This is a genomic window from Bacillus sp. H1a, from assembly GCF_000633475.1.
In the GTDB taxonomy this organism is placed as follows: Bacteria; Bacillota; Bacilli; order Bacillales; family Bacillaceae_G; genus Bacillus_A; species Bacillus_A paramycoides.
The window spans coordinates 18,971-35,209 of record NZ_AYMH01000023.1 but is presented as its reverse complement, the minus strand read 5'-3'; the positions used below and the strand labels follow the sequence as shown (position 1 = coordinate 35,209).

Sequence of the window (16,239 nt, the reverse complement as noted above, 5' to 3'; positions counted from 1 at the left end):
CACAACATCTGAAATAGTTCTTTACGCTTTCCTATGTTTTTCGTTGGACTTTAGCCAATTTTTCTTTAGCTAATTCAACAGCAATCGCATCATCTAAGTAGCCAATTGGAAAAAGATAATCGGGGATAATGTCTGTTGATAAAATGAAATATAGTAAGGCGCCGCCAAGAATTGCCCGTTCTTCTTCTGAGATGTTTTCCTTGCAAAACTGTTGATACATATCTGTTAATTGTTCAATGAAAGGACCAGCGCTATCAATTTGTTCTAGTTTACTTGCGAAACTTTCATGAATACGTTTTTCACCTTCGGTTGTTTTTGCGTAGCGTTCGTAATTTTCAAGTTCTTGCTTTACGCGAGTCGTTGTGTAATCGAAGTCAAATAAGTTAGAGGACTGTAATGTTTGTTGAATTGTATCAAGAGATGTGTACATATCTGTTTTTTCTTTGTTTATGTGCGGAGAATCAGGATACATTTCATCAAATAACAATTGGGATGGAACTTGCAGGCATTCTGCAAATTTCTGTAGGTGTTTCTGTTTCGGTTGTTGTTTTCCATTAATAATTCTTGAAATTGTCGCAGGGTCAATATTTGTAAGTGTTCCTAATTGTCTCATTGATAAGGCGCGTTCTTTTAATAATTTTTTTATTAATGTACCAAGTCGATCGTTTGGATTTTCATTAGACATAGTATAGGCACTCCTTTTTCGAATTTTATTGTTGAAAAAATGTTGAGTGTTTATTACAAGTATATGAAACGGACAGGCACAGTTGCTCAACATTTTCATAATATGCATGGAAAAGTGAGAAAAGGGGTGACTGTGCCATGAGTACAGCAGGTTTATTATCAATTTTATTAATCGGAATTGCTTCTAATTTAGATAATGCAGGTGTAGGGATTGCTTACGGTATTCGTAAAATCCGGATTTCATGGTTTAATAACTTTGTCATTGCATTTTTGGGATTTTTATTTACTTTATTAGCTGGATTTTTTGGGAATTGGATTTCATTATTTATTTCAGATTTTACGGCAAATCTGATCGGGGCAGCTGTGCTAGGAATAATTGGTGTGTTTATTTTATGTCAGCCATTTTTCAGTAAAAAAGAAACAGTAGAAAATAAAGATGATGGTGTACTTATGGGAATTTTACGTAATCCAGAAAAAGCGGATTTTGATGGTTCTAAAACAATTAGTTTTTCAGAGGCACTTGTATTAGGAGTTGCATTGTCAATTAATAATATTGCAGGTGGATTTGATGCAGGGGTAACAAATTTAAATCTTTGGCTTACAGCAATTATTTCTGGGATATTTAGTTTCATTTGCATTAGTGGGTTTGCGTATGTTGGGAAAAGATTTTTAGCGGAATATTTAGGGAAATGGGCAACAGTTATTGCAGGGGTGTTATTAATTCTTATTGGAATAGATCAACTATTATAAGAAAAGTAAAAAGCAATATTCGAGTATTTCCTTGGAAATACATCAAAGGGCTGCATATATCGACAGTAGTTTTTGCATACTAATTATTGAACGCTTTAATGAAAGGGGAATCTATATGGGACGTGGAAAAGCATTTGATCATAAGAAAAAAGGTGATCATAAGCCTCCTAAAGGTGCTTTCATTCATAAAGATGTAAATGAACATACTTTAGAAGAAGAAGAGCTACCTGTTAATATTGAAACGTATAAAAATAGTTTGAAAAAGCATTAAAAGCACCTACATAGGTGCTTTTTAGCGTATATCTTCAATTAGTTGTTCAGATTCTTCGTGCATGCTGTATTCACTTAAAACTTGAATACAAAGCCATTTTAGCTCTTCAATACTATGCTCAAGTTCTTCAGGAAGCACATGGTGAATGTCTTCAAGTCCCATTCCGAAATGAATAAGTTCTAATACTTGATCATCGATGTTCCGATCCATTAATAGTTCAAGCACTTCTAAATTGAATATGTATCGGTGTGCTTCATCGAGTGAAACAACTTTTAGCTTCAAACTTTCTACAATACTCAATATAAAAAGAAGAATTGTTTTTTCAAGAACAGGTTGTTTCGCCATTTGAAATATAAGTTTCATCTTTTACACCTCCACATATAGCGCTAGGTTGTACTATATTATTCAGGAGAGGGGAGCAAATATGCATAATAAAGAGAAACTTTCCTTAATGTTTTTGGGCAGCATATTAATACCTAGTGGAACTAAAATTTTCATGAAATAAAAAATCCTGCTAGTATAGCAGGATAACTTACGAATTAAAATATGCTCCAACTTTCTTGAGCAGAAAGGAGTTCAAGAATTTTAAAACCAGCGATACTATTTCCGTTTGCATCTAAAGCTGGTCCGAAGATTCCGATTCCCATTTCACCTTTTACGCAACCGAAAATACCACCGGCTACACCACTTTTCGCAGGGATTCCAACACGTATTGCAAATTCACCAGATTCGTTATACATTCCGCAAGTAACCATAAATGTTTTACAAATCTTTGTAATATGTTCTGGAATAATTTGTTTCTTCTTATATGGATCATATCCGTCCATTGCAAAAATTAAACCAATACGTGCTAAATCGATACAGTTAACCTCAATTGCACATTGACGTGTATATAAATCCATAAGTTCTTCAATATCGCTATCAATAATACCATTTTGTTTCATATAGTAACAAAGTGAACGGTTTAAGTAAGCTGTCTCTAATTCAGAAGTGGCAACTTTAGAAGAATAATTAATAGTAGGATTATCTGTTATATCACGTACAAATCGAAGAATACGTTCCATCTTTTCTTCGTTATTATTACCAGCAAGCATACTTGTAATAGCTAATGCACCTGCATTAATCATTGGATTAAGAGGTTTGGAAGGGCTTGTTGTTTCGAGTTTAATAATAGAATTAAATGGATCACCAGTTGGTTCCATTCCGACTTTAGAAAATACATATTCTTCACCACAATCTAAAAGGGCAAGGGCAAGTGTAATTACTTTGGAAATACTTTGAAGGGTAAATAATGTTTGTGAGTTACCAGCATGAATATATTCTGTCTCTTTATGGAAAATGGCAATACCTAAATCATCTGGATTTGCATTTCCTAGTTCGGGGATATAAGTAGCAAGTTTTCCTTTTTTCGTATATGGTTTTACTTGTTCTAACAACTGTTGTAAGTTGTTTGTTTCAATGCACTGCATAGTACCAACGCTCCTATTTCGAATTAACTAAGTTTACTATTCCCGATATGCTCGGAAATAAATAATAACATGAAAAAGTGGAATGATAAAACGAAAGTTACCTGTGCTATAATAAGTTTTTTTGCCTGTACATTTTGTAGTTAATAAGGAGAATTTTCCTTTTGTATAACAGTTTGGAAATAGAAAACTTATCCATAAAAAGTTCGGAAATAAAAACTACACATCTATACAACTATATGTTATTATGGTTATGTAATAGAAAGCGTTTTCTAAAGCGTCATTATAATGATAACGATTTCATAAATTTGATAGGGGGAATTAAAATGTTGCAGTTTTTACAACGTATTGGTAAAGCGTTAATGCTTCCAATCGCCGTACTACCAGCAGCAGGATTATTGCTTCGTTTAGGACAAGAAGATGTATTTAATATTCCTGTTATGGCACAGGCCGGTGCAGCAATTTTTGATAATTTAGCACTTATTTTTGCAATTGGTGTTGCAATCGGTTTGTCTGTTGATGGTAGTGGAGCAGCTGGACTTGCTGGGGCAATCGGATATCTTGTTTTACAAAATACAACGAATGCTCTAAGTAAGGCATATTCAGCAGCAGAGCTGAATGATAAATTAAAAAGTGTTCAGGATTTAGTTGGTTCAGTAGATCCAACTAAATTAGCAGATACAATGACAAAGGTTTCAAAAGCAGCGGCGTTAACGCCGAAAATAAATATGGCCATACTTGGTGGTATTATTGCGGGGGTTGTTGCTGGATTACTATACAACAAATTCTATAAGATTAAATTACCAGAATGGTTAGGATTCTTTGCTGGAAAACGTTTCGTACCAATTATTACTTCGATTGTAATGCTTCTTTTAGGATTAGTATTCGGTCAAGTTTGGCCAACAATTCAAAGTGGTATTGATGCAGTAGCACACGGTATCGTGAACTTAGGTTCAGTTGGTGCTGGTTTATTCGGATTATTAAACCGTTTATTAATTCCAATCGGTTTACACCATGTAATGAATACATACTTCTGGTTTGTACTTGGTGACTTTACAAATGCAGCTGGAGATATCGTTCATGGTGATATTGCACGCTTCTTTGCAAAAGATCCATCAGCAGGTATGTTTATGACTGGTTTCTTCCCAATCATGATGTTTGGTTTACCAGCAGCATGTTTCGCAATGATTGCAGCTGCTAAACCAGAAAAGCGTAAAATGGTTACAGGTATGTTAGCTGGTCTAGCATTAACTTCATTCTTAACTGGTATTACAGAACCAATCGAATTCTCATTCATGTTCTTATCACCAGTATTATATGGTATTCATGCAGTATTAACAGGTCTTTCTTTATTCATTACAACAACACTTGGCATTCACGATGGTTTCTCATTTAGTGCCGGGGCAATCGATTACGTTTTAAACTTCGGTATTGCAACAAAACCAGTGTTACTAGCGGGAATCGGTTTAATTTACGCAGCAATTTACTTCGTAGTATTCTACTTCTTAATTAAGAAGTTCGACTTAAAAACTCCTGGTCGTGAAGATGACGATGAGTTAGTTGAAGATGGTGATGCGCCAGTTGCTGGTTCAATTGGTGAAACTTATGTAGCTGCTTTAGGTGGAAAAGACAATTTAACAGTTATTGATAACTGTGCAACGCGTCTACGCCTACAAGTGAAAGATGCAGGTTTAGTAAATGAACCAGCATTAAAACGCGCAGGTGCAAAAGGTGTTATGAAATTAAGTAACACAAGTGTACAAGTTATCGTAGGTACAAACGTTGAGTCTGTTGCTGATGATATGAAAAAGCACGTATAAATAATTAGATAAGAGGATATCCCGAAAGATTGATAATAACGGTCTTTTAGAGGATATCCTCTTTTTTATGTTAAAAAAATAACGTGAATCTTACTTTTGTAAATTTTCTTTTTCTTTTTTGTACATATAGGTTGGTAATATGTTCGGTGCGTGATAAAGTAGGGATGACATAGAATGGAGTGTCTTTAATCTACAGAAATGATGTGGAAAAAGTCTTGTGTAGATGAATTAAATTATCGGTAAATAAGGGGAAAAAGGTAATCATGGATCAGGAAAAAAATACTGTTAATGGGAAAGCAAATCGGTCGATTGTATACATAAAAAGAACAATTATTCTAGCCCTACTATTTTCACTTGTATATTTCATGTATACAAAAATTGTTGCGCATAATAAAAAAGAGGAAACTTTAAAAGCAGCAGCAGAAATGAAGAAACAAGAAGAGATAAAAAAGAAAGAAGAAATGAAGAAGCAAGAGGCTCAAAAACAAAAAGAACTGAAAGAACAGGAAGAATTAGCAAAGCAAGCACAAGTAATTGAGAAGCAGGCAGAAGGACCACCTCAAGAAATTAATGAAAACGCTCAATTGGATCAATATTTGCAGGGCACAGGTTTTAGTGGGACAGCCGTTATTGTGAAGAATGGGAAAGTCCTTTTGAATAAAGGATACGGTATGGCGAACAAAGAGAAGCAAGTACCGAATAATTCAGAAACAACTTTTTATATTGGCTCTATTTCGAAGGCGTTTGTAGCGACTGCTATTATGCAATTGAAAGATCAAAATAAATTACAAGTAGAGGATACAGTTGCAAAGTATATTCCGGATTTTCCTCAAGGTAATGGTATTCAGCTAAAACATTTATTAACACATACATCAGGAATTCCTGAATATGAGCAGGGAAAAGATGATATTTCTCATGAGGAATTGATAAGGCGAATAGGAAACCAAAAGCGTATTGGGGCTCCAGGAGAGAAATGGAAGTATTCAGATTCGAATTACTCCATACTTGCCTACATTGTTGAAAAAGTAAGTGGGCAACCATTAGAAGAATATATTAAACAGCACATCTTTGCTACTGCTGGTATGAAGCATTCTGGTTTTGGTAGAGCGTTAGAACAAACAAGATTCCCATCAACTGGTTATAAAATAGTAAATAATAATATGACAACACCTAATATTCCGAGTATGTCACAACTATATGGTTGCGGTGATATATATACAAGCGCGCATGATTTATATTTATTTAATGAAGCGCTATTCTCTGGAAAATTAATTTCAAAAGAGAGTTACAATCAAATGTTTACGGCTGTGAAAAAGGATTATGGATTTGGATGGTATGTAGATCCAGGAAGTTATTCGAATCACGGTGTAATGCCAGGATGGAATTGTTTAAATGGATTTAGTAAAAACGGAAGTGTGTATGTTGTTTTATTATCTAACATTCAAAATAACATTAAATCCTTTGGTAAAGTGAATAATGACATTTATACGATGTTACGAAATATAGAAGTGTAAAAGACTGTCCTTTTTGGATAGTCTTTTTTTTTCAAAGAAGCGCTTGGAAATAGAAATAGAGGAGTTATATAGCGGTTCTGGAGGAGTGCTGGACTTAAAAGCCCACACTGATCAAAGCTTCACTTTATCTTATTGTGAAAAGAAGTGTACCTAATAGGTACACTTCTTTTCAGTCTGCTATAAAAAAACTATAACAGATTAGGAGATAAGAGTATTACAGTTCTACAATGGGTATCGTTCTTATATTACAAAATAGGACTCGTATATAAGGGTACAAAAAAATACCTTTAAAGAAAGGGTTAATTACAAAGGATTTAAAATGAAGTTTACACTATGCATATAGTAGTTTGCTCAATATTTCACAAACATGTCACAACTATTTCGTCCACTTCCGAAAAAAAGTAGTATTCTAAGTGTGTAAGCTGTTATATAAAAAATCTTAGTCCTGTACTAATCAAAAATGGAGGAGATTAGGATGACTCAAGTATTAGAAAATGTAAAAAACGCGTGGGAAAACTTTAAAGGTAAAAAATGGAAAGCAGAGATTGATGTTCGCGATTTCATTTTAAATAATGTAAACGTTTACGAAGGAGAAGACTCTTTCTTAGCGGGAGCAACTGAGGCAACGAAAAAACTTTGGGATCAAGTAATGGATTTAACAACAAAGGAACGTGAAAACGGTGGCGTTCTTGATATGGATACAAAAATTGTTTCTTCTATTACATCACATGAACCAGGATATTTAAATAAAGATATTGAAAAGGTAGTCGGTTTCCAAACTGATAAACCATTTAAACGTTCTTTACAACCATATGGTGGTATTCGTATGGCAGAACAAGCTTGTGAAGCTTATGGATATGAAATGGACAAAGAACTTAGTAGTATTTTCAGAGACTGGCGCAAAACTCATAACCAAGGTGTATTTGATGCATATACACCAGAAATGAAAGCAGCTCGTAAATCAGGTGTTATTACTGGTCTTCCAGATGCATATGGACGTGGACGTATTATCGGTGATTATCGCCGCGTAGCGTTATATGGTATAGACCATTTAATTGAAGCGAAAAAAGCTGATTTTAATTTAACTGGTGGTGTAATGAGCGAAGAGACAATGCGTTTACGCGAAGAATTATCTGAGCAAATGCGTGCACTTCAAGAATTAAAACAAATGGCTGCTTCTCATGGCTTCGATATTTCTAAGCCAGCAACAAATGCACAAGAAGCATTCCAATGGTTATACTTCGCTTATCTTGCAGCAATTAAAGAACAAAACGGGGCAGCAATGAGCCTTGGACGTACTTCTACATTCTTAGATATTTATATTGAAAGAGATTTAGCAAATGGTACTTTAACAGAAGAAGCAGCACAAGAAATTGTTGACCATTTCATTATGAAATTACGTCTTGTGAAATTTGCAAGAACATCTGATTATAATGAACTATTCTCTGGAGATCCAACTTGGGTAACTGAATCTATCGGTGGTATTGCACTAGACGGTCGTCCATTAGTAACAAAGAACTCATTCCGTTTCTTGCATACATTAGATAATTTAGGGCCAGCACCAGAACCAAACTTAACAGTTCTTTGGTCTAAACAATTACCACAAAACTTTAAAAACTACTGTGCGAAAATGTCTATTAAAACATCAGCAATTCAATACGAAAATGATGACATTATGCGTCCAGAATATGGTGATGACTACGGTATTGCTTGTTGTGTATCTGCAATGAGAATTGGTAAACAAATGCAGTTCTTCGGAGCACGTGCAAACTTAGCAAAAGCATTATTATATGCGATTAACGGCGGTAAAGATGAAAAATCAAAAGCTCAAGTTGGTCCTGAGTACGCACCAATTACTTCTGAAGTATTAGATTATGAAGAAGTTATGCATAAGTTTGATATGACAATGGAATGGTTAGCGGGTCTATATTTAAACACATTAAATGTTATCCACTACATGCACGATAAATATAGCTATGAACGTATTGAAATGGCACTTCATGATACAAACGTTCTTCGTACGATGGCAACAGGTATCGCGGGTCTATCTGTAGTAGCAGACTCTTTAAGTGCAATTAAATATGCAAAAGTAAAACCAATTCGTGATGAAAATGGTATTGCAGTTGATTTCGAAATCGAGGGAGATTTCCCTAAATACGGTAACAATGATGATCGTGTAGATCAAATCGCAGTAAATCTTGTGAAAACATTTATGAATAAGCTTCGCAAACATAAAACATATCGCAATTCTGTTCATACAATGTCAATCTTAACAATCACATCTAACGTTGTATACGGTAAGAAAACTGGTAACACTCCAGATGGACGTCGTACTGGAGAACCATTTGCACCAGGTGCAAACCCAATGCATGGCCGTGATACAAAAGGTGCATTAGCGTCATTATTATCTGTAGCTAAATTACCATATGAAGATGCACAAGATGGTATTTCTAATACATTCTCTATTATTCCAAAAGCGCTTGGTAAAGAAGATGATGTACAAGTACGTAACTTAGTATCTATGCTTGATGGATACGCAATAAAAGAAGGACATCACTTAAATATTAACGTATTTAATCGTGAAACATTAATGGATGCAATGGAGCATCCTGAAAAATATCCACAATTAACAATTCGTGTATCTGGTTACGCTGTTAACTTTATTAAATTAACTCGTGAACAGCAAATTGATGTAATTAACCGTACAATGCATGAAAGCATGTAAGTGAAAAAAGTGCCCCTCTGCTTTTAATATATGGTGGAGGGGGGCTGTTTCAATAAAGGAGGAAGTAACATGGTAAAAGGAAGAATACATTCTGTAGAGTCTTGTGGTACTGTTGATGGCCCAGGGATTCGTTATGTCATATTTACACAAGGGTGTTTATTACGTTGTCAATATTGTCATAATGCTGATACGTGGGAGATTGGTAAGGGAAAAGAAATAACAGTTGAAGAAGTGATGCAGGATGTGACATGTTACCTTCCATTTATTGAAGCTTCTGGAGGCGGTATAACGGTTAGCGGTGGAGAGCCACTACTACAGTTAGACTTCTTAATTGAGTTGTTTAAAAAGTGCAAAGAAGCTGGTATCCATACAACAATCGATTCTTCTGGCGGTTGTTATTCTGAAGAACCAGAATTCCAAAGCAAGCTAAATATTTTAATGGATTATACAGATTTAGTTTTATTGGATTTGAAGCATATTGATTCAAAGAAACATCGTAAATTAACAGGGAAACCCAATGAACATATTTTACAATTTGCTCGTTATTTATCAGACAGAAAGAAACCAATTTGGGTAAGACATGTATTGGTTCCTGGTGTTACTGATGGTGAAGAAGATCTGCAAAAATTATCAAGCTTTATTCAAAGCTTATCTAATGTTAAGAAAGTGGAAGTGTTGCCATATCATAAGCTCGGTGTCTATAAATGGGAGGCACTTGGACATAAGTATCCACTTGCGGATGTGAATCCACCGACAGAAGAAAATGTTGAACATGCGAAACATATTTTAAAAGCAGTCTAATCCATATATTGGATTAGGCTTTTTGTTTCTTCATAAGAAAATATAGAGTATATATTTAGAAAGGAGTATACTGAAAATAGAATATCCATATTTTTGTAAAGAATAAGCGGAGAAATTTACATAATTGTAAAGGGAAATCAAAATAGTAAAAAGAATTAAGAAGTAAAAGAATGAGTATCATGGAATATAGAACGTTTGTAAGTTATTGCGAAAGCTCTTATAGGAAAGTATAATGTAAAGATATGAGCACAGATAGGATTAAGGGGTCAATCTTATATGCTTTGCATATCCACGACAGGTACATAGCTAACAGGAGAGTATTGGAATCCGAGTATGTAATTTTTAAGGAAAATGTTTTTCCTATTGTCGTATATGCAATATGGAGAAACAAAAAGCTAGGAGTGGATTTGTTTGATAAAAAACCCCAAGGTTTTAATATTAACTGCACATTACGGTAACGGTCATGTGCAAGTAGCAAAAACATTAGAACAAACATTTCGCCAAAAAGGAATCAAAGATGTAATCGTGTGCGACTTGTTTGGAGAATCACATCCAGTTATAACCGATATTACAAAATATTTGTATTTAAAAAGTTATACGATAGGAAAAGAATTATATCGTTTGTTTTATTACGGTGTAGAAAAAATTTATGATAAGAAAATAGCATCTTGGTATGCGAATTTTGGGAGAAAACGTTTGAAGTCGCTCTTACAGGCGGAGAAACCGGATATTGTTATCAATACCTTTCCAATCATCGCTGTACCAGAATTGAAAAAACAAATAGGTATTTCTATTCCTGTTTATAACGTATTAACGGATTTTTGCGTGCATAAAATATGGATTCATCGAGAAGTAGATCGTTATTTTGTAGCAACTGATCATGTGAAAAAAGTGATGGTTGATATTGGTGTGCCTTCAGAGCAAATTGTTGAAACAGGGATTCCGATTCGTAGTAGTTTTGAGCTAAAGATAAATCCAGAAATTATATATAATAAATATCAGTTATGTAAGGATAAAAAGATTTTACTAATTGTAGCAGGTGCTCATGGTGTGCTTGGGAGTGTAAAAGAACTATGCCAGTCATTTATGTCACTACCAAATTTACAAGTAGTTGTCGTTTGTGGGAAAAACGAAGCTTTAAAGCAGGATTTATTGGGACTACAGGAGAAAAGTTCTGATGCTTTAAAAGTATTTGGTTATGTTGAAAATATTGATGAGTTATTCCGTGTTACTTCTTGTATGATTACGAAGCCAGGTGGTATTACATTAAGCGAAGCAGCAGCATTACAAGTACCTGTCATTTTATATAAGCCTGTCCCAGGACAAGAAAATGAAAATGCGTTGTATTTTGAAAGAAAAGGGGCTGCAGTTGTAATCCGTGATGACAGTGAGGTTTTTGCAAAAACAGAGGCGTTATTACAAGATGATATGAAGCTTCTCCAAATGAAAGAAGCCATGAAGAGTATTTATCGTCCTGAACCGGCAGGTCATATCGTGGATACAATTTTGGCAGAAAATCATGCAGAGCCGAATCATATACCTATTAAATCACCAGCTCTTGCCGAATCTTTTACTTAATATGAAACCCCTCTTTTAAACTTTTAAAGAGGGTTTTTTATTATTTTAACAAAAATAAACGTGCATTATTAACTTATCCACAAAGGATTGCGTTTTCATTAGACAGTAAAGTCGGAATATTAACAACTATATCCACATAGTCCACAATTTTTAGAAAAATATTCACAATTCTTACATTTGGTATTCGTTTAAATAAATGAATTTGTAAAATGTTTTTTGAATTTATGCACAATTGCACGGGTGTTGTGGATAAAGTTGTCCACAGAAAAAGGTTCCTTATAAATAAGGAACCTTTTTCAATTCTATCCTATCACTTGGAAAAACTTATGTAATGAAAATGAATAATTAGGGGGAAAGCTTCTAATTATTCATTTTCACTTTAAATACCTTTTGAGCGATAACCCGCTGCACGATCTGCTTTTCGGAATTCTCGTTGATAGAGAACTTCTTGTGTACTAGATAATGTGTTTTTTGCTTTATCACGTTTCTTTTTATCCATTACAAATCACCTCGTGTCCTAAAGTCACTATCTATCGTTTCCAAAGACATGGGGTGGTATACATATATGTTAAACTAGTATTGATTAATTATCATTTCTGAAATTTTAGATTATGCTTCTTTTAATTGGTGTGCTTCTTGGAAGGTTGTATCTCGCATTGTTGCAAGTGTATATTGATCTTTTGGAATTTCATATAAGTTATATACTTCTTCATGCGTGTTAATTTCATCATAAACGGCTTTTCTTGTTTCGTTTGCTAGATTTACATATTGTAGTTTTTCGGCAGCTTTAATAGAACGGATATTTATTTTACGAATACGCATAAAGATCGTTTCAATATCTAATTCATAGAAAAGTTCGCTAAAAAATGAATCTTTTGCCAATTTATTATATCCTTTACCATGATATGGTTTGCCAAGCCATGTCCCGAGGAATCCGGCTTTTTCTTGCACATCAAATAAAGTAATCGTGCCGATGGGGTTACCCCATTCATCTAAAATTGTGCGTGAGATCAATTCTCCACGCTCTTCGGCTTCAATTGTTTGTTTCGTTAAAAATAAATATTCTTCATAAGAATAAGCCTTTTGACGCACAAAAGGGAAGACAGCTGGATCCACCATTAACTCGTATAGAACGTGGCTGTCGTGTAAGTCGCGTTTTTTCAACATACTAACTCCTCCTCACACGAGGGTAGCATGACGAAAAAACACCCCACCCTCGAAATTTTTATATCAATCTTTAAAAAATTTCGGGGTGGGAATCGAACCCACTAGAACCAGTTTATAACGCTGGTGGCGCACCATTTGCCTTCCCCATTCATCAATTTGAAAATGATAATCACGACACAAATTGATTATGGTTTCATTCAGTTTATAATCGTATAATACTTTATCTAGTCAAAAAAATAAACTAGTTTTTTTTATTTTTTTTGTAAATTATTTTTCCGTCAATCATCGTGAGTACAGGCTTGGCTAAATAATGGAAAGGATGGTGAGTCCACAACACGAGATCAGCATCTTTTCCAACTTCAATGCTTCCAATTCTATCCTCTAAACGTAAATTTCGAGCTGGAAAAATAGTGATTCCTTCCAACGCTGTTTTTTCATCTAATCCTTCTCTTACTGCAATGGCAGCGCAAACATTTAAATATTGAATAGGTGTATAAGGGTGATCTGTTGTAATAGAGACTTCTATTCCACTTTTCGATAATATATGGTAAGTATCCCATGTTTTGTTTTTAAGTTCGATTTTTGAACGTCGTGTAAGAGTAGGGCCAACTGAAATCTTTAAATTGTGTTTCGAAAGTTCCTCAACAATAAAGTGTCCTTCAGTACAATGTTCAATACGTAAATCAAGATTGAATTCTGTCGCAAAGCGTAAAGCAGAATTAATATCATCTGCACGGTGAGCGTGGATACGTACCGGTATTTCCCGGCGGAGTGCTTTTAAAATAGGAAGCATTCGAAAATCAGCTTCATGTCCGTAGTGTTGTGCTTCGTAGAAGGATTCTCGAAGCAAGCCCATAATTCCCATACGTGTAATTGATTCTTTTGTTCCGTTGCTATGGACCTTTTTAGGGTTTTCTCCAAAGGCAATTTTTAAACCAGCAGGTTCTTGAATAATCATATGATCAATACAAGTTCCAGCGGTTTTTATGACACAAGTAGTACCCCCTATAATGTTTTGGCTTCCAGGCATAACGTGAACAGTTGTAATTCCATTTTGTACAGCATCTTGAAATGCAATATCAAAAGGATGGATTCCGTCTAAAGAACGGATATGTGGTGTTGAAACTTCAGATGTTTCATTCGCATCATTGCCAGCCCAACCGGTACCTTCATCGTAGAGGCCAAGGTGAGTATGGACATCAATAAATCCAGGTAGGAGATGAAGAGCTCGTGCATCTATAACGGTCATATCTTGAGTAGGATCAATATAAGGTTTAACCGCGGTGATTCGTTCTCCTGTAACGAGTACATCTCCTTGAAACTTTTGGGATGTAATAGGATATACAATGGCTTGTTTGAGCAGTATTTTCATAGATACCTCATTTCCGTCACCTTGTAATGTGTGTACTATAAGTTTAGACAAAGCAACTGAAAGGTTTTTCGTGTAGTAATGCTCCGGAGTCTAGAAAATGAAAGTTTTGGAGGGGATAAAGTAAAGGGGATTCATCCCCCACTGATTATTAGCCCTCACAATCGGGCTTTTACGGGCAGCCGGTCCCCGCCAAACTTCTTTGCTTTACAGTTGAATTTTGAGGTGAGAGTCTTATCGTCTGCAAATAGCGGGATAAGTTCCCTTTAAAACTGTATTTTAGAAGTACTACATTGTATGCAAGAGTATATTTTGTAATGCATGGTTTATTGTTGGAAATGTGTATTGATATCCATATTCAATAGCTTTATTAGGTAATACATGTTGTCCTTCTAATACGAGTATACTCATCTCACCGAGTAAAGCGCGAAGTACAAATGGAGGAACAGGTAACCAATGAGGTCGTTCGGTTATAGTGGCAATGGTTTTACCGAATTCTTTCATCCTTATCGGTGTTGGCGCTGTAATATTAAGAGGCCCGGCAATGTCTTTTTTGTGTATGATGAAATCAATCATGCGAACGACATCATCTAAATGAATCCATGATAACCATTGGTTTCCAGATCCAATTGTACCTCCGATATATAATTGATAGGGGAGTAACATTTTTGGAAAAGCGCCTCCATCTGCCCCTAATACGACTCCAAATCTTGCATAGATAGTTCTTATTCCAAGGGAGCGGGCTTTAGATGCTTCTTGCTCCCATAAATATACTGTATTTGCTAAAAAGTCATTCCCAGGAGTCTCTTGTTGTTCTGTAAAAGATTCGGTTTCAGATGTTCCATAGTATCCAATAGCACTTGCGTTAATAAATGTGTGTGGTTTTGTTTTGAGTGCTTGCAATTGTTTAATGAGCCCTGTTGTTGTTTGAATCCTACTATTTAAAATTGTTTCCTTTTGTTTCTTTGTCCATCTACTATTAATAGACTCCCCCGCTAGATTAATAATTACATCGATAGAAGAGAGGGGAAAAGTGTGTAAGTCAGGTGTCCATTGTACGTATTGAAGGTTAGGATTTGAAGTTTCATCTACCTTTTTTCGAGTAAGAATATAGACGGTATATCCCTTTTGAATAAAAAAACTAGAAAGGTATTTGCCTATAAAGCCAGAGCCACCAGAAATTGCGATTTTCACAAGAATTTCCTCCTCATTATATATATTCTTGAAAAGCAAAAATGTTTCTTGACTATGTTAAAATAATAGAGAGGTGAGAGTATGGCTGTCATTACAAAAATAGAAGTACAAAAACGATCGAAAGAACGATTTAATATTTATATTGATAAAGGTCAAGGTGAAGAGTACGGATTTAGTGTAAATCAAGTAATCTTAATGAAACATGGATTACAAAAAGGTTTAGAAATTGATGAAGTAGAGTTAGGAAATATTTTGTACAATGAAGAGGTACAAAAAGCATATTTACAAGCCATTTCCTATTTATCATATCAGATGAGAACAAAACAAGAAGTAGAAGATTTTTTACAAAAAAAAGAAGTGGGGCAGGCCATCATCTCTGAAGTCATTTCGAAATTATTACATGATCGATATATTAATGATAAAGAGTACGCCACTTTGTATGTACGAACGCAAAGTAATGTAAATCAAAAAGGCCCAACTGTTATTAGAAGAGCGCTGATAAGTAAAGGTGTTCAGGACCTAATCATTACACATAGTTTACAAGAGTATCCAAAGGAGAAGCAAATTGAAAATGCTTTAGTTCTTATAGAAAAGAAGAAAAAATCTTATCAAAAGCATTCATTTTTACAAATGAAACAAAAGTTAGAAGAAATGCTTGTTCGTAAAGGCTATTCTAGAGATGTGATTCAAATTTGTCTTGAAGAATTGAAAGACGAAAAAGATGACGAAAAGCAGCAAGAAGCGTTACACTATCATGGGAATAAATATTATGAGAAATATAAGAAGTATGATGGATGGACATTCGAAAATAAGATGAAACAAGCGTTATATCGAAAAGGATTCTCTATTGATGAGATAGAGATATTTTTGCAAATGAAACGAGAAGAAGGATGAGGGAAT

General features: G+C 34.7%; 15 protein-coding genes. 8 read left to right on the top strand and 7 right to left on the bottom strand.

The window, feature by feature from the left end; genetic code table 11:
- Positions 1 to 31: 31 nt before the first annotated feature.
- Positions 32 to 685, bottom strand: a complete 654-nt coding sequence (locus tag U860_RS0111865) for a helix-turn-helix domain-containing protein (RefSeq protein WP_025148698.1) — start codon at positions 683 to 685, stop codon at positions 32 to 34.
- A 137-nt stretch (positions 686 to 822) separates the two neighbouring features.
- Between U860_RS0111865 and ytaF the strand changes: the two genes are divergently transcribed.
- Positions 823 to 1,434, top strand: coding sequence for a sporulation membrane protein YtaF (ytaF, locus tag U860_RS0111860; RefSeq protein ID WP_025148697.1), 612 nt, complete (start codon positions 823 to 825; stop codon positions 1,432 to 1,434).
- 115 nt (positions 1,435 to 1,549) lie between these two features.
- Positions 1,550 to 1,705, top strand: a complete 156-nt coding sequence (locus U860_RS35855; RefSeq protein WP_081806694.1) for a hypothetical protein — start codon at positions 1,550 to 1,552, stop codon at positions 1,703 to 1,705.
- Between the two features lie 21 nt (positions 1,706 to 1,726).
- On the opposite strand, the gene U860_RS0111850 is transcribed toward U860_RS35855, so the two are convergent.
- Positions 1,727 to 2,068: a DUF3969 family protein gene (locus U860_RS0111850; protein ID WP_002174732.1), complete on the bottom strand. Its 342-nt coding sequence runs from the start codon at positions 2,066 to 2,068 to the stop codon at positions 1,727 to 1,729.
- A 176-nt stretch (positions 2,069 to 2,244) separates the two neighbouring features.
- On the bottom strand, positions 2,245 to 3,174 hold the full coding sequence (gene glsA / locus U860_RS0111845; RefSeq protein ID WP_025148696.1) for a glutaminase A: 930 nt from the start codon (positions 3,172 to 3,174) through the stop codon (positions 2,245 to 2,247).
- A gap of 323 nt (positions 3,175 to 3,497) precedes the next feature.
- Between glsA and nagE the strand changes: the two genes are divergently transcribed.
- From nagE to U860_RS0111820, 5 genes are all read left to right on the top strand, one after another.
- Positions 3,498 to 4,991 (top strand): N-acetylglucosamine-specific PTS transporter subunit IIBC, encoded by a 1,494-nt coding sequence (gene nagE / locus U860_RS0111840; RefSeq protein WP_025148695.1) that lies wholly within the window; start codon positions 3,498 to 3,500, stop codon positions 4,989 to 4,991.
- Positions 4,992 to 5,254: 263 nt separating this feature from the next.
- Positions 5,255 to 6,505: a serine hydrolase domain-containing protein gene (locus U860_RS0111835; RefSeq protein ID WP_025148694.1), complete on the top strand. Its 1,251-nt coding sequence runs from the start codon at positions 5,255 to 5,257 to the stop codon at positions 6,503 to 6,505.
- Between the two features lie 475 nt (positions 6,506 to 6,980).
- Positions 6,981 to 9,230, top strand: coding sequence for a formate C-acetyltransferase (pflB, locus tag U860_RS0111830; RefSeq protein ID WP_025148693.1), 2,250 nt, complete (start codon positions 6,981 to 6,983; stop codon positions 9,228 to 9,230).
- 69 nt (positions 9,231 to 9,299) lie between these two features.
- Positions 9,300 to 10,031: a pyruvate formate-lyase-activating protein gene (gene pflA / locus U860_RS0111825; RefSeq protein WP_002174737.1), complete on the top strand. Its 732-nt coding sequence runs from the start codon at positions 9,300 to 9,302 to the stop codon at positions 10,029 to 10,031.
- Between the two features lie 411 nt (positions 10,032 to 10,442).
- Positions 10,443 to 11,609, top strand: a complete 1,167-nt coding sequence (locus tag U860_RS0111820) for a diglucosyl diacylglycerol synthase (RefSeq protein WP_025148692.1) — start codon at positions 10,443 to 10,445, stop codon at positions 11,607 to 11,609.
- Positions 11,610 to 11,988: 379 nt separating this feature from the next.
- Here U860_RS0111820 and U860_RS31435 read toward each other — a convergent pair whose 3' ends face one another.
- The 4 genes from U860_RS31435 to U860_RS0111800 all read right to left on the bottom strand — a co-directional run bounded on the left by U860_RS31435 (position 11,989) and on the right by U860_RS0111800 (position 15,339).
- Positions 11,989 to 12,108 carry a YfhE family protein gene (locus tag U860_RS31435; RefSeq protein WP_002174739.1) on the bottom strand — a complete coding sequence of 40 codons (120 nt, stop codon included), beginning with the start codon at positions 12,106 to 12,108 and terminating at the stop codon, positions 11,989 to 11,991.
- 110 nt (positions 12,109 to 12,218) lie between these two features.
- Positions 12,219 to 12,776, bottom strand: a complete 558-nt coding sequence (locus U860_RS0111810; RefSeq protein ID WP_025148691.1) for a GNAT family N-acetyltransferase — start codon at positions 12,774 to 12,776, stop codon at positions 12,219 to 12,221.
- A gap of 241 nt (positions 12,777 to 13,017) precedes the next feature.
- A complete protein-coding gene (locus tag U860_RS0111805; protein WP_002174740.1) occupies positions 13,018 to 14,148 on the bottom strand; it encodes an amidohydrolase in 1,131 nt (376 codons plus the stop codon).
- A gap of 285 nt (positions 14,149 to 14,433) precedes the next feature.
- Positions 14,434 to 15,339, bottom strand: a complete 906-nt coding sequence (locus U860_RS0111800; RefSeq protein ID WP_025148690.1) for a TIGR01777 family oxidoreductase — start codon at positions 15,337 to 15,339, stop codon at positions 14,434 to 14,436.
- A gap of 81 nt (positions 15,340 to 15,420) precedes the next feature.
- Between U860_RS0111800 and recX the strand changes: the two genes are divergently transcribed.
- Complete coding sequence (gene recX, locus U860_RS0111795; protein ID WP_025148689.1) at positions 15,421 to 16,233, top strand: recombination regulator RecX; 813 nt, start codon at positions 15,421 to 15,423, stop codon at positions 16,231 to 16,233.
- The last annotated feature ends 6 nt before the right edge of the window (positions 16,234 to 16,239 follow it).

Excerpts from the sequence above, each read along its gene's own strand:
- U860_RS0111865 (WP_025148698.1), bottom strand. The coding sequence starts at position 685 with ATGTCTAATGAAAATCCAAACGATCGACTTGGTACATTAATAAAAAAA.
- ytaF (WP_025148697.1), top strand. The coding sequence starts at position 823 with ATGAGTACAGCAGGTTTATTATCAATTTTATTAATCGGAATTGCTTCT.
- U860_RS35855 (WP_081806694.1), top strand. The coding sequence starts at position 1,550 with ATGGGACGTGGAAAAGCATTTGATCATAAGAAAAAAGGTGATCATAAG.
- U860_RS0111850 (WP_002174732.1), bottom strand. The coding sequence starts at position 2,068 with ATGAAACTTATATTTCAAATGGCGAAACAACCTGTTCTTGAAAAAACA.
- glsA (WP_025148696.1), bottom strand. The coding sequence starts at position 3,174 with ATGCAGTGCATTGAAACAAACAACTTACAACAGTTGTTAGAACAAGTA.
- nagE (WP_025148695.1), top strand. The coding sequence starts at position 3,498 with ATGTTGCAGTTTTTACAACGTATTGGTAAAGCGTTAATGCTTCCAATC.
- U860_RS0111835 (WP_025148694.1), top strand. The coding sequence starts at position 5,255 with ATGGATCAGGAAAAAAATACTGTTAATGGGAAAGCAAATCGGTCGATT.
- pflB (WP_025148693.1), top strand. The coding sequence starts at position 6,981 with ATGACTCAAGTATTAGAAAATGTAAAAAACGCGTGGGAAAACTTTAAA.
- pflA (WP_002174737.1), top strand. The coding sequence starts at position 9,300 with ATGGTAAAAGGAAGAATACATTCTGTAGAGTCTTGTGGTACTGTTGAT.
- U860_RS31435 (WP_002174739.1), bottom strand. The coding sequence starts at position 12,108 with ATGGATAAAAAGAAACGTGATAAAGCAAAAAACACATTATCTAGTACA.
- U860_RS0111810 (WP_025148691.1), bottom strand. The coding sequence starts at position 12,776 with ATGTTGAAAAAACGCGACTTACACGACAGCCACGTTCTATACGAGTTA.
- U860_RS0111805 (WP_002174740.1), bottom strand. The coding sequence starts at position 14,148 with ATGAAAATACTGCTCAAACAAGCCATTGTATATCCTATTACATCCCAA.
- recX (WP_025148689.1), top strand. The coding sequence starts at position 15,421 with ATGGCTGTCATTACAAAAATAGAAGTACAAAAACGATCGAAAGAACGA.